The organism is Lonsdalea britannica (assembly GCF_003515985.1).
GTDB lineage: Bacteria > Pseudomonadota > Gammaproteobacteria > Enterobacterales > Enterobacteriaceae > Lonsdalea > Lonsdalea britannica.
Map to the genome: position 1 here is coordinate 3910054 of NZ_CP023009.1, position 13411 is coordinate 3923464.

The following is a 13411-nucleotide window of genomic DNA, read 5'->3' on the forward strand; positions in this document are numbered from 1 at the left end:
TTGTGCCTCTGCGGGGATTCCTGGCTTCAGTCTCATAGATGGCAGTAACAGCACTCTCCGTAATCGTGATTCATCACGACGCGCATCCGCCGACCAAAAGCTCACACAGTGAGCCTTTGCCGTTTTGGCTTTTGGCTTTTGGCTTTTGGCTTTTGGCTTTTGGCTTTTGGCTTTTGGCTTTTGGCTTTTGGCTTTTGGCTTTTGGCTTTTGGCTTTTGGCTTTTGTAGCGTTGCGGTCAAGCGGTCAAGCGGCATTATCTAATCATGCGTGGCCGCTGTTTTTGAAGTCGCGAAGAAAGCTGCCCCACTTACGCTCATAAAATGGCGTGGTGTGCTTGATCATGTAATGGCTGATGCCCGGTTCGTTGTCGGCTACGACGCAAAGGTCAATCGGGCGATCGTCCGGCAGCGTGTCGCTGGCAACGGTACCCGCAGCCTGAATGATCGCCTCAACGTCTTCATCCACGTCAATCCCGACCAACAGATGCGGCTGCTCCTCGTCAGGCTCTTTAATTTGCACCAGAAACGCACGGCGCACGGCGGGATATTTCGCAAATAGTTGGGTCAGGGAGTCGATCATCTGCGCAGGCATTTCTGCGGGCTGTCCAATGAGGACCTGTGTATCCTCCTCGATCACCTTCTTCGTCACGAGTCCGGTGCCTTCGCCCGCCAGCAGGTGTTCCACTTCCTGCGGCAGAAACTCTTTACCGTAAGGTAGTTTAGGATTGAGGAACAACACAGCGCCCTGAGTCAGCTCAAACAGCGCGCGAGCAGGGAGTGCCAGGAAGGACTGCTCTTCGGTGATGGCTGACTGTAAAGCCGCCAGAGAAGAGAAGAAGGGGATCGCAGAACTGCCATCCGGCTTCTCCCAATGCTGAAGATGAACATGGCTCCCGGCCTGAAGCGTCTGCTCGCCAAAGGTGGTATCGCCGTCGCTGTTTCCCAGTACATACACCGTGGCCGTCATGAGCTCGTTGAAAAACTCGGGCCGATGCGCAGGCTCCGTCGCAGCGCGCATCAGCGCCTCTTCCAGTGTGTTTTGTGGTGAAAATTCCATCGTGTTCCTCAACGCTCTCAGCCCTGCGCACCTTTTTAACTGCGCAAGGCCTGTTTGTTATGCTCGCGCGGCGTCACCGCGCGTAGTTCATTGCGGGTATAAACTTACCCACCATCGCTTATTCAGCCAGCTTTGCTCAGCAGGAAGTCCGCCAGCGTGCGAACGCCCAGTCCGGTCGCGCCCGCAGACCATTGATCGACCGCGCCTTTACGGTAAGTCGCCGAACAGTCGATATGGAGCCACCCTTCCTGGTAGTTCTCCACAAAGTGGGACAGGAAAGCCGCCGCCGTGCTGGCGCCTGCCGAATGGGCCGGACTCGCGATGTTATTCAGTTCAGCAAAGTTGGACGGCAGTTGCTGACGGTGGAACTCCTCCAGCGGCAAACGCCAAAAAGGTTCGCTCTCGCGCCCGGCACTGGTGAGCAAATCTCCGACCAACGCATCGTCAAAACTGAACAGCGCGTGATAGTCGTTACCCAACGCCATTTTTGCGGCACCCGTCAGCGTAGCGCAGTCGATAATCCACTGCGGCTTCTGGGCGGACGCATCGATCAGGCCATCGGCCAGCACCAAACGTCCTTCCGCGTCCGTGTTCATCACTTCCACCGTTTTGCCGTTGCGATAGCTGATGATGTCTCCCAGACGGAATGCGTTGCCGCTCACCATGTTGTCGGCGCAGCACAAGTACAGTTTGACACGCTGATTCAAACCACGCGCAGCGGCCATGGCCAGCGCTCCTGTCACTAGCGCGGCGCCTCCCATATCGGACTTCATCGAATCCATAAAGCTGCTGGGTTTCAGGCTATAACCGCCGGTATCAAACGTAATACCTTTACCGACCAGACAGGCCATCACCGGCGCATCGGGATTGCCGGTCGGATTGTAATCGAGCGCAAGTAATACCGGCTGACGTTCGGAGCCGCGTCCGACGGTATACAAGCCGGAATAGTTCTGCTGACGCAGGTCTTCACCTTTGGTGATGCGATAAGATACCGCGTCGCAGTTGACGGAACACAGCAGATCCACCGCGCGGGTAGCCAGTTGCTCCGGCCCCAGCGCTTCCGCTGGCAAGTTGATCGTATCGCGCACCCAGTCGACGATTTTCAGGCGGCGATCCAACTCCTGCCGCGCAGCCTCATCCAACTCGGCCCACTCGACGGTACGCTTGCCTTTCGGCCCCCGGTAACCCTGCCAAAAAGCCCAGCTACTTTCGAGATCCCATCCCTCGCCTTCCAGCTTGACGCATTTAATGCCCTGACCGTCGATTTTGCGGCCGGCGCGCTGGATGATCGCCAACGGTTTGTCGCCGGTCAGATGGATAGTGAACCCTTGTTCGCCAGAGGTTAACGTTGCTTTTTCACCCCAGCGAGCATCCGCGGGCTGGTGGGTCAGGGTAATGGGCATAGCTTCGGTTGTCATAATCTCGTTCCCTATTGCGCATTTCTTTAATCAGGCCGTTCAAGCCATGAAGAAGAGAAATCGGCCGCCGTGAAGGCGCGCCTGTCGTGCTGGTTATTCAGCTTTTATCCAACCAGAGAACCGCGTCTCTTTGAACCTGTTTAGGTCACGGTTCGGTGGCCGATCGTGAAATCATCCCGCGGCACTTTTCGTCATGCCGCTGGCTTGTTCCTGAAAAATCGGCAGGCGATATCGACCGCCGATCCTCGTATGAATCCGTCTCACCGTACCGGCTTACGAAGCAAGGCCGGTGCGTGTATCAATATAGTGTAAGGGGGCGTTTTAGGCCCCGCGCGACGTATTTGCTCGTAGTGTCGTTCAACCTTTCCAAACACCACCCTCTTCGCTGCGCCCGTCGAGCACTGATGGTCATAGTAAGGCAAATTTATGACCGATTTCTTAGACCTTACGCGCAGCGGCAAAAAACTCGAGCCAAGATACCATATATGCCCCCGATGGCTGGCGTAACCCGTCGGAAGAGAATCTCGAAAACAGGAAAAATCCCACATATAGGCGCGCGGAAGAGCGAGATAAATAGGAATTCGGGTCGATGAACGGATAAGCCGCGAAGGCGATGCCGCGTTAAACGGTTTAACACGCCACAACTCAGCGTTCACTCAAACTCGCGGAAGGGTAACCACTGCATAGAAAAGCGCGTTGAGTGCGGTGTTGACCGCACTGAATCGCCCGGTCAACCACGCCTGTTGGGCTTATAGAAAAGCGTCAGAGTTGAGGCGCGCCTGCAACGCGGCTGCTCTTGGTGCTCTGTTTGAAGGTTTTCCAGTCAGTAGAAACGCTACGCAACCGGTCAACGGCGTTATGCACCTGCTCGATGGCGTAATCCACTTCCTCTTCCGTGCTGAAACGCCCCAGCGAAAAACGAATAGAACTCAGCGCGAGCGTTTCGTTAACGCCCAGCGCCCGCAGCACATAGGAAGGCTCCAGGCTAGCGGAAGTACAGGCAGAACCAGAGGAAACCGCCAGATCTTTCAACGCCATCAGCAGCGATTCGCCCTCGACGTAGTTAAAGCTGACGTTTAGAAGATTGGGGATGCTGTTTGACAGGTCGCCATTCAGGTAGATTTCTTCGATATCCCGAATGCCGTTCCACAGCCGATCGCGCAGGGTGCCAAGCCGCGCAGATTCAGCGTCCATTTCCTCTGCCGCGATGCGATAGGCTTCGCCCATACCGACGATCTGATGCACCGGCAGCGTACCGGAACGCATGCCGCGTTCGTGTCCGCCGCCGTGCATCTGAGCGTCAATGCGCACACGGGGATTGCGGCGGACGAACAGTGCGCCGATGCCTTTCGGGCCATAGATTTTATGACCGGAGAACGACATCAGATCGACCTTGAGCTGCCCCAGATCGATTGGTAATTTGCCGACGCTCTGCGTGGCATCGACATGGTAGATCACACCACGACGATGGCACAGTTCGCCGATAGCCGCGATGTCTTGCACCACGCCAACTTCGTTGTTGGCATGCATGATGGAAACCAGAATCGTATCATCGCGAAAAGCGGCTTCCAGCTCGTTCATGTCGATGATGCCATTGCGCATAGGCGTCAGATAAGTGACGTCAAACCCTTCACGTTCCAGCTGGTGACAAGGGTCCAAAACCGCTTTGTGTTCAGTGACGCAGGTAATGATGTGCTTACCCTTTTCCTGATGAACGCTGGCGGCGCCTTTAATCGCCAGATTGTCAGCTTCCGTGGCGCCTGACGTGAAGATGATTTCGCGAGGATCCGCGCCAACCAGATCGGCAATCTGGTTGCGAGCGACGTCCACCGCCTCTTCCGCCTGCCAGCCGTAACGATGCGAACGGGACGCGGCATTGCCGAACGTACCGTCCATCGTCAGGAACTTCATCATTTTTTCAGCCACGCGCGGATCAACCGGTGTCGTCGCTGAATAATCCAGATAAATGGGTAACTTCATTGCTCATTAACTCCGTACTTCACATCAAAACGTACTCTGCGTTTTGTTTATAGTCGGGCGCTCCTGCCCGTACCCCTTGGGGCCAACGCCATGCGTTGTCAGCACCTCTCCCGGCGTGATTAAGCGCGCAGATTAACGTTAATCGTTTCCTGCGTACGACCGGTAGAGGTACGGCGCGTGTCGGCATCCTGACGGTCGGCAACATCGAGAATATCTTTGTTGTTGACCAGTTCGCCCAGGGTAATGTTGTTCAGGAAATCGGTGATTCGATCGCTCAGATCGCGCCACAGCGTATGGGTCAGACAACGATCGCCGCCCTGGCAGCCTTCACGCCCCTGACAACGGGTCGCATCGACCGACTCATCAACGGCGGAGATCACTGCGCCGACAGCGATGTCATTGGCGTCTCTACCCAACAGATAACCGCCGCCCGGACCACGCACGCTGGAAACCAGACCATTTTTACGCAAGCGGGAGAACAGTTGTTCAAGATACGAAAGCGAAATGCCCTGACGTTCAGAGATGTCGGCCAGAGGAACAGGGCCTTCCTGAGAATGCAGCGCCACATCAAGCATGGCGGTAACAGCATAACGGCCTTTAGATGTCAGTCTCATATCAATGGTATCCGTAGAGTAAACCCGTGTTTCAAAACACAGGTAGGGTCGAAATGTGACATTAGTCTGTCATTCCCGAGTATTTCAGTCAAGTATTTATCCTAGTAAATCACTCAACTATTACCCGCTACTCACCGGTCATTTTTATGGATAGAACTGAGGATGCCACGCAGTATATTCAGCTCCTGACTTTCCGGGCGCGCACGGGTAAACAGCCTACGCAGCTTACTCATAACCTGACCCTGATGCGCCTGGCGGATAAACCCGGTTTCCACCAAAGTGGATTCCAGATGCTGATAAAAGCGTTCCAGATCGTCCACCAGCGGATACGGGGTTTCTTCATGCTCAGGCGTATCCATCTGTTCGTTATCCAAGTGCGCGACTCGGATTTCGTAAGACAGAATTTGCACCGCCATCGCCAGATTCAGCGAGCTGTATTCCGGGTTTGCCGGGATCGCCACATGATAATGACATTTCTGTAGTTCATCATTGGTCAACCCAACGCGCTCGCGACCAAAGACGATGGCGACCGGCGCATGACGCGACGCTTGCGCGCTGCGAACGCCGCACTCGCGGGGCTCCAGCATCGGCCACGGCAACGTGCGCGAACGCGCGCTGGTCCCTATCACCAGGCTGCAACCTTCCAGCGCCTGATCCAGGTTTTCAACCAGCGTCGCATTCCCGATAACGTCGCTCGCGCCGGCGGACAGCGCGATCGCCTGTGAATCAGGTTTAACCAGCGGATTAACCAAGTAAAGATTGCTCAACCCCATGGTTTTCATCGCCCGAGCGGCCGATCCCATGTTGCCGGTGTGGGACGTTTCCACCAGGACAATGCGTATATTTTCTAACATGCTGACTCGATAGTGCGAAAAAGGAAATGCGGACTATGTTAACACAATCTTCGCTATTTTCTCTTTTGCTGGTATACTGCGCGCCGATTTCTGTTCTTTAACATTCTTGTGGACGATACCATGCATCCGATGCTGAACATTGCCGTGCGCGCCGCGCGTAAAGGCGGTAATTTAATTGCCAAAAACTATGAAACGCCTGACGCCGTCGAGGCTAGTCAGAAAGGCAGTAACGATTTTGTCACCAATGTCGATCGGGATGCAGAGCGCCTGATTATTGAAATCATTCGCAAATCATACCCTCAGCACACCATCATCAGTGAAGAGTGCGGAGAACTGGTCGGAGAAGACCAGGATATTCAATGGATTATCGATCCCCTGGATGGCACTTCCAACTTTATCAAACGTCTGCCGCACTTCGCGGTTTCCATCGCTGTTCGCATCAAAGGCCGCACCGAAGTCTCGGTAGTTTACGATCCGATGCGCAATGAGCTGTTCACCGCCACTCGCGGTCAGGGCGCTCAGCTGAACGGCTACCGTCTGCGCAGCAGCAACGCTCGCGATCTGGACGGCACCATCCTCGCTACCGGCTTCCCGTTCAAGCACAAACAGCATTCCGCCAGCTACTTCCGCATGATGGAAGGTCTGTTCGGCCTGTGCGCGGACTTCCGCCGCACTGGTTCCGCCGCGCTGGATCTGGCTTATGTCGCCGCTGGCCGCGTGGATGGCTTCTTCGAAATCGGCCTGAAACCGTGGGACTTCGCCGGCGGCGAACTGCTGGTACGTGAAGCAGGCGGTATCGTGACCGACTTCGTCGGCGGCCACAATTACCTGACGACTGGCAACATCGTCGCCGGTAACCCGCGTGTCGTGAAATCTCTGCTGTCTAACGTCCGCGAAAACCTGAGTGATGCATTGAAACGTTAAGTTTCTTCCGGTTAGCCGACTTCGGTCAGCTAACCGCCGTTTTCCTTATCCCTTATGTGACTTCACGCCATCTTTCTCTGATTCATCAATCCCCTTACGCCCCCTTATCCCCCATCACGCTTGGTAAAATGTGCACAACATCTCATACCACACGCCTTGTTTACGCGCTGATATCGAATTTCCTATCTCATGCATCTTTATCCGTTTGCCGTGATGACGAAGGCCCGTTCTTCAGAACGCGCGAGAAAAACACAGAAACCACAGGTAGTATCCATAACCTTCATCGCAGACAACACACCAGCGGCCCTAAGGCCTTGTCGCGGTGATGCAATAGCGTTAATAACTCCGTCCCAACGCCGACTTAATACCCAAAGCAGGCTTTTCTGCACTTTTGTTATCCCGATCGGGATCGCACAAGCCTTCGCTAACTTTTATTTTTTAACTTTTTTGTTGGTTGAAAGCGCCCCTGATTACATATGATAATCATTATTAAACTCATTTTAAGGGCGGAGTGCAGTCGCGTTATGTTCATCAACCTATTTCGACACGTTTTGTTGGTCGCCGCACTGACGGCTTCCTTGAGCATCTATGCCACACAGTATCCTGTCACGGTGACCGATCTCGACGGGAAGAGCGTCACGCTCAAGCAAGAGCCTCGGCGCATTGTTTTACAGGATGGCCGCGACATCATGGCGATGGCGCTGTTGGATCGCGAAAATCCATTCCAGCGGTTGGTGGCCTGGAATAACCTGCCCAGAACTTCCGACACCGCGACGTGGAATATGTTGAAAGGGAAATGGCCGCAGGCGGCATCCATTCTTGAAATGGGATTCAGCGACAAAGGCGATATCGAGCTGGAAAGCGTCCTGGCGCAACGGCCGGACCTAATGATCGCGCAGATGCGCGCCAAGCCCTCGCTGACCGATAACGGCATACTCGCCAAACTGCACACGCTCGGTGTTCCGGTCATTTTCATCGATTTTGAAGTCTCACCGGTCAAAAACACGACGGATAGCATCACCCTGCTGGGACGCGTGCTTAACCGCGAAGACAACGCGAAAGCCTATACGGATTTCTATCGCCAACATCTCGCCGCCATTCAGCAGCGCACCGCCGCCATCACGCCGAAAGCCAATGTGTTCATTGAGGCGCTGGCCGGTCGTTCTGAATCCTGTTGCTTCAGCCATGCTCATAACGGTTGGGGCGGGCTGGTCGAAGCCGTCGGCGCGCGAAATATCGGCTCAGACCTGCTTCCGGGCGCGTATGGCTACGTTTCTCTGGAAAAGCTCATCAGCATGAGTCCGGATGTGTACATCATGACCGGCTCTAAGCGCGGCGACGGCACCAGCCCGCTGTTGCAGCTCGGTTATGACGCGGACAAGGCGTCTCTCGATGCCAGAGGCAGTCAGCTGCTCAGCCGCACCGGCGTGGCGCAAATTCCGGCCGTGCAAAAAAAACACGCCTTCGGCCTCTACCACCATTTCTATAATCACCCGTACAATGTGGTTGGTATGGAATATCTGGCTAAGGCAATCTACCCTCAGCAGTTCAGCGATCTGAATCCGGACGCGTCCTACCACGACATTATTCGCCGCTTCACCACGTTGCCCGATAGCGAATTTATTTTTTCCTGGAAACAGGCTGAGTAACTTTCATGATTGTTACGACCGAATCGACTCACCACGGCAGCCTCGCTGCCGAAAAGCACATGATGCATCGCTACCAGCATATCGTCCGACATCGCCTGCTAATGATGGCCATCCTGGCGATGGCCATCGTTGCCTCGCTGCTGTTGGACTTTGTACTCGGGCCCTCGGGCCTGCCGCTGAAGACACTGTGGCAAACGCTGACCGACCCCGCCGCGGCCGATGCCGGTATCCGCGTCATCGTCTGGGATATCCGCCTGCCCTATGCGCTGATGGCGGTCGTCGTCGGTCTGGCGCTGGGGCTCGCAGGCGCGGAAATGCAGACCATCCTCAACAACCCACTCGCCAGCCCCTTCACGTTAGGCGTCTCCTCGGCCGCCGCTTTCGGCGCGGCGCTGGCAATCGTGCTCGGTATCGGCATTCCCGGTATTCCGGCACAGTGGTTTATTTCCGCCAACGCGTTCCTGTTCGCGCTGCTGGCCGCGCTGCTGCTTGATGCCATCACCCGCTGGACGCAGGTCGCCACGTCAGGCGTCGTGCTCTTCGGCATCGCGCTCGTCTTCACCTTCAACGCACTGGTCTCCATGCTCCAGTTCGTCGCCAACGAAGACACGCTACAGGGGCTGGTCTTCTGGACGATGGGCAGTCTGGCCCGCGCATCGTGGGAGAAGCTGGGCGTTCTGCTGCTGGTGTTGGCTGTCGTCATGCCGCTGTCCATGATGAACGCATGGAAACTGACGGCGTTGCGTTTGGGCGAAGACCGGGCCATCAGCTTCGGCATCAACGTGCGCCGACTGCGGCTGGCGACGCTGCTGCGCATCAGCATATTGTCCGCGCTGTCGGTCGCCTTCGTCGGCCCAATCGGTTTTATCGGCCTCGTGGCGCCGCACATCGCCCGACTGATCTTCGGCGAAGATCACCGCTTTTATCTGCCGGCGAGCGCGTTAACCGGCGCGCTGGTGCTATCACTCGCCTCCGTGGTGTCCAAAAATCTGCTGCCAGGCGTCATCATTCCTGTCGGTATCGTCACCTCGTTGGTCGGCGTGCCTTTCTTCCTGAGTATCATTCTGCGCCACAGGGGGAACGTATGAATTCGCCACCCAAGGGGCTGACCCTAGCCCACTTCCACGCGGGCTATCCCAAGCGTCCGGTAATCGCGGATCTCAACGTGCCGAAACTGCCGCGAGGGAAGATCACCGTGTTGCTGGGGCCGAACGGGAGTGGGAAATCCACGCTGCTGCGAGCGATGGCCGGTCTGGGCAAGGCGAGCGGTGAGGTGTATCTGGACGACGTGAACCTGATGCAACTGCCTTTCAGCAAACGCGCCGAAAACGTGGTTTACCTGCCCCAATCGCTGCCGGCCGGCGTGCATCTGCACGTCCTGGAATCGATTATCGTCGCCCAGCGCGCCAGTGGAGGTCTATCCCCCTCCGGGGATAAAGGCGAGGTTATGACGCTGCTGCGACAGCTTGGCATCGAACATCTGGCGCTGAACTATCTGGACCAGTTGTCAGGGGGGCAAAAACAGCTGGTTGGGCTAGCGCAGTCGCTGATCCGTCAGCCGTCTCTGCTACTGCTGGACGAACCGCTCAGCGCGCTCGATCTCAATTATCAGTTCCACGTGATGGATCTGGTACGGCGAGAAACCCAGCGTCGGAACATCGTCACCGTGGTGGTGGTCCACGACATTAACATCGCGCTTCGCCATGGCGATCACGTGTTGATGCTGCAAAACGGACAGCTAATTGCCGATGGCGAACCGGCGGAAGTGATTACCGCCGAGAGCCTGGCCCGCGTTTACGGCGTACGCGGGCGAATCGAACGTTGCTCACAGGGAATCCCGCAAGTGATGATCGATGGGCTGGTCACGGAGCCGATGCAGTAACCTTTTTGCCCCGGTCTATGCCGGGGCTTTAGGCCGATAGCCTCCCGACAGTCGTCGAAACCGCATGGAAAACGTGGTGATTATCCTGAAAACGGACGAATGCCGCCCATCATGGCGGGTTGCGCGCTGACATACAGCACCACGCCCATGACGATCAACAATGCGCCGCCGCTCAGGGACAAAACGAACCAGACGACCTGCTGCCAGCGGGGAGACGCCTGTTCAGCGCCGAGACGCGTCATCAGCCGCCGACAGTAGCTGACCGCCGCCGCCAGCAGAGAGAGCGTGAAGGCGGTGCCTAACGCCATCGTCAGCGCAGCCAAAATCCCCCAGCCATACACGCCGAGCACTTTGGCGAACAACAGTACCAATATCGCGCCCGAGCAGGGCCGTAATCCCATCGCTAACACGACCATCAAGCGCGCCCGCCATCCGCCGTCCTCGGCGAGCGCCTCCGGCCCCGGGACATGCTGATGACCACAGCAGCATCCGGCGTCATGCGCGCCAGAGCGGCGGACATGAGCGACCAGCAGCGAGGACGACGAAGCGGCCGCCAGCGGAGCAAGCCGCTGGATCCTCGGAGGGCGGGAACTCGCCCGCGCCGCCAGCAGCCTACGCACCGCCCGAATGCACAGCACCATCCCCAGCAAGACCACCAGCAGGTAACTGCCCTTCTCTATCCAAAAACTGCTGACGTGCAACACCCGGCTAGAGAGCTGCAACACGGAGAGCACCACCGTGACCAGGATCACCGCGACCATGCCTTGCAATAGCGATGCCGCAAAGGTGAGCTGGAGGCTGCGCTTCAGACGAGAAGGATGCGTGGCAAGATAGGTGGCGATCACCACCTTGCCGTGGCCCGGTCCAAGCGCGTGCAAAATACCGTAGGCCAGACTGAACGCCAACAGGCTCCAACCGGCGCGATGCGGCTGCGTGCTGACCGCTTCCATCAGTTGCGACATTTGCTGATGCAGCGATCTTTGCCAGATGACGCTTTGGCGCAGCATCTCCGGCCACCAGGACCAGACTGCGTACAGCCCACATCCCAGCGCCAGTACGACGATCAGCAGCGGCCACGCGGCGCGGCGAGATGGCTCGACAGAAAGAGAAGATGGCGTTATTGGCATTGCAACGTAACCCTCTGTGCGAATTGTTGACCCAACGCCATGTCTTCGTCCGGGCTATCATTTTTGTCCAATGAGAGCGCATAAGACTGCAAAGCCGCATCCGGTTTCGGCGTCGTCAGCGTAGTATGGCAGCGCGCCGAGAGTGCTGGGTTGACAGCAACCGCATTGTCATTTTTGTAGGACATATCGACGAAATAGGTGGGATCGTAGGTGGAAATTTGTAGGGGGTTTCCCGCCAGAGGCTGAGGATGGGCCAGCGGCAGCACGAACTCCAGCACCGCCTGATTACCGTGGCGAGAAAGATGATACTCGCTCGGCACCGGCGCATATTTAACCGGTTTACCGTCGCGAAAGACGTCGGTGAAATAGTGCTGCCCCAGCACGTTGGCCATAACTTCCGCCGCCAGTTTCTTCCAGATTTCAGCCTCTTGGGACGCTGAGCCCGCGTCGTAAAGCAGATCGGCGGACGTCATGGGGTCCATCGTCCACACCATGCGCAGCCCGGTGATGAGGTCGTTTTTCCCCTCCACCGTTAGACGCATGTCGATGAAACTGTGCGGATGCGCGGCCGCCTGCGGGATAGCGCCACATCCTATCATCATCAGCGCCGCTGCCAGTCGACCCGGCCATCGCGACGTCATTGCACCGAATACCATTACTACCTCTGACTAATGATTTTCACTCAGGGAGGTCTTTGCCTTCGCCGTATCCGGCAATCGTATAAACAGGACCGGCAGCGCCAGTAATGCCATCACCCAGAACGTTTTACCCTGCAAATGGCCGAACAGATAACCCGACAAGACGGTGACCAACGCGATTCCGCCGCCCATCGCCAGCGCGGAATACACCGCTTGCAGCTTCAGTACATCGCTGCCCTGACGCGTGGCGATAAAACGCATGGCGGACAGATGACATATCGTAAACGTCCCGCAGTGCAGGAGCTGAATCACGATCAGCCACGGCAGCGACGCCGTCGAGCCCATCAGCCCCCAGCGGATCACGCCGCACGCGGCGGAGAGCAGCAACAGTCCCTGCGCTGTCCAGCGTCGGAACAATCGATGACTGAGCGCAAAAATCACGATCTCTGCGACCACGCCCAGCGACCAGAGATACCCCACGACCGACGCCGAATAACCCATATCCTGCCAGTAAATGACGCTGAATCCGTAATACGCGGCGTGCGCGCCCTGCAACAAGGTGACGCCAAGCATAAAGCGCCACACGGCGGTTTCGCTTAATAACTGACGCCACGGCGTTGACGCCAGGTCGGACGCCGTTGACGCCGTCTCTTGCGGTGCCGTTTCAGGCCGGAACAGCATTCCTATCAACATACACAGCAGCCCGACGCACAGCACCAGAAGAATGGCAGGATGACCCCAAACGGCCACTAAATCCCCGGTGACCGCAGAACCAATAACGAACGCGATCGACCCCCACAGCCGCACCCGACCGTAGTCCATCGTGAGCTGCTGACGCCAGGTATTGGCCAGCGCATCGGTCAGCGGCACCAGCGGCGCGAAGAACAGGTTGAAGCCGATCATGACCAGCAGCAGCCACAGCCACGCGTTGCCAAGCCAAAACCCGAAGGCCATGAGCAACGAGACCAATGCCAGACAGCGCAATGCGCCGATCAGCCTGGACGGATGGCCTACTCCGGCTGTGATAGCCAAACTCCCGCAGCAGCGGGCGACCAGACCGGCGCCGAGCAGCAGCCCAATGGTTTCATCCGATAAACCTTCTCCCTGTAGCCAGCGGCCCCAAAAGGGCAAAAAGATGCCATAGCAGAAAAAGTAGGTGAAATAGCTGAGAGCCAGCCAGCGAGTGGATCGTAAAACCATGGGTTCTCCTGTTTTCGACCGGCTACTTTGGCAAAGATGTGTGACGGGCGCAACCACGGTCGACAGAT

The 13411-nt window shown here is 56.9% G+C and carries 12 protein-coding genes; 4 read left to right on the forward strand and 8 right to left on the reverse strand.

Going from position 1 to position 13411, the window contains the following annotated elements:
- Positions 1 to 262 precede the first annotated feature (262 nt).
- From sseB to trmJ, 5 genes are all read right to left on the reverse strand, one after another.
- Positions 263 to 1057 (reverse strand): enhanced serine sensitivity protein SseB, encoded by a 795-nt coding sequence (gene sseB / locus CKQ53_RS17850; RefSeq protein ID WP_094118772.1) that lies wholly within the window; start codon positions 1055 to 1057, stop codon positions 263 to 265.
- 122 nt (positions 1058 to 1179) lie between these two features.
- Complete coding sequence (gene pepB / locus CKQ53_RS17855; protein ID WP_094118771.1) at positions 1180 to 2475, reverse strand: aminopeptidase PepB; 1296 nt, start codon at positions 2473 to 2475, stop codon at positions 1180 to 1182.
- A 762-nt stretch (positions 2476 to 3237) separates the two neighbouring features.
- Positions 3238 to 4455, reverse strand: a complete 1218-nt coding sequence (locus CKQ53_RS17860; protein ID WP_094118770.1) for an IscS subfamily cysteine desulfurase — start codon at positions 4453 to 4455, stop codon at positions 3238 to 3240.
- A gap of 119 nt (positions 4456 to 4574) precedes the next feature.
- Positions 4575 to 5069 carry a Fe-S cluster assembly transcriptional regulator IscR gene (gene iscR / locus CKQ53_RS17865; protein WP_026738381.1) on the reverse strand — a complete coding sequence of 165 codons (495 nt, stop codon included), beginning with the start codon at positions 5067 to 5069 and terminating at the stop codon, positions 4575 to 4577.
- A gap of 131 nt (positions 5070 to 5200) precedes the next feature.
- Positions 5201 to 5923, reverse strand: coding sequence for a tRNA (cytosine(32)/uridine(32)-2'-O)-methyltransferase TrmJ (gene trmJ / locus CKQ53_RS17870; protein WP_085652733.1), 723 nt, complete (start codon positions 5921 to 5923; stop codon positions 5201 to 5203).
- Positions 5924 to 6043: 120 nt separating this feature from the next.
- On the opposite strand from trmJ, the gene suhB reads away from it, so the two are divergent.
- From suhB to CKQ53_RS17890, 4 genes are all read left to right on the forward strand, one after another.
- On the forward strand, positions 6044 to 6847 hold the full coding sequence (gene suhB, locus CKQ53_RS17875) for an inositol-1-monophosphatase (protein ID WP_085652732.1): 804 nt from the start codon (positions 6044 to 6046) through the stop codon (positions 6845 to 6847).
- A gap of 524 nt (positions 6848 to 7371) precedes the next feature.
- The gene (locus CKQ53_RS17880) at positions 7372 to 8496 is read left to right on the forward strand and encodes an ABC transporter substrate-binding protein (RefSeq protein WP_094118769.1); all 1125 of its coding nucleotides are present in this window, start codon (positions 7372 to 7374) and stop codon (positions 8494 to 8496) included.
- Positions 8497 to 8555: 59 nt separating this feature from the next.
- Entirely contained in the window at positions 8556 to 9584 is a 1029-nt protein-coding gene (locus tag CKQ53_RS17885; protein WP_244201061.1) for a FecCD family ABC transporter permease, read from the forward strand.
- The gene (locus CKQ53_RS17890) at positions 9581 to 10378 is read left to right on the forward strand and encodes an ABC transporter ATP-binding protein (protein WP_094118767.1); all 798 of its coding nucleotides are present in this window, start codon (positions 9581 to 9583) and stop codon (positions 10376 to 10378) included. The genes CKQ53_RS17885 and CKQ53_RS17890 overlap by 4 nt, the downstream gene beginning before the upstream one ends.
- A gap of 80 nt (positions 10379 to 10458) precedes the next feature.
- Here the strand turns inward: CKQ53_RS17890 and CKQ53_RS17895 are convergent, their stop codons facing one another.
- The 3 genes from CKQ53_RS17895 to CKQ53_RS17905 form a co-directional block, all read right to left on the reverse strand.
- On the reverse strand, positions 10459 to 11505 hold the full coding sequence (locus CKQ53_RS17895; RefSeq protein ID WP_085652728.1) for a nickel/cobalt transporter: 1047 nt from the start codon (positions 11503 to 11505) through the stop codon (positions 10459 to 10461).
- Entirely contained in the window at positions 11496 to 12104 is a 609-nt protein-coding gene (locus CKQ53_RS17900; RefSeq protein ID WP_244201062.1) for a DUF1007 family protein, read from the reverse strand. The genes CKQ53_RS17895 and CKQ53_RS17900 overlap by 10 nt, the downstream gene beginning before the upstream one ends.
- 69 nt (positions 12105 to 12173) lie before the next feature.
- On the reverse strand, positions 12174 to 13343 hold the full coding sequence (locus CKQ53_RS17905) for a 3-phenylpropionate MFS transporter (RefSeq protein ID WP_094118765.1): 1170 nt from the start codon (positions 13341 to 13343) through the stop codon (positions 12174 to 12176).
- Positions 13344 to 13411 lie beyond the last annotated feature (68 nt).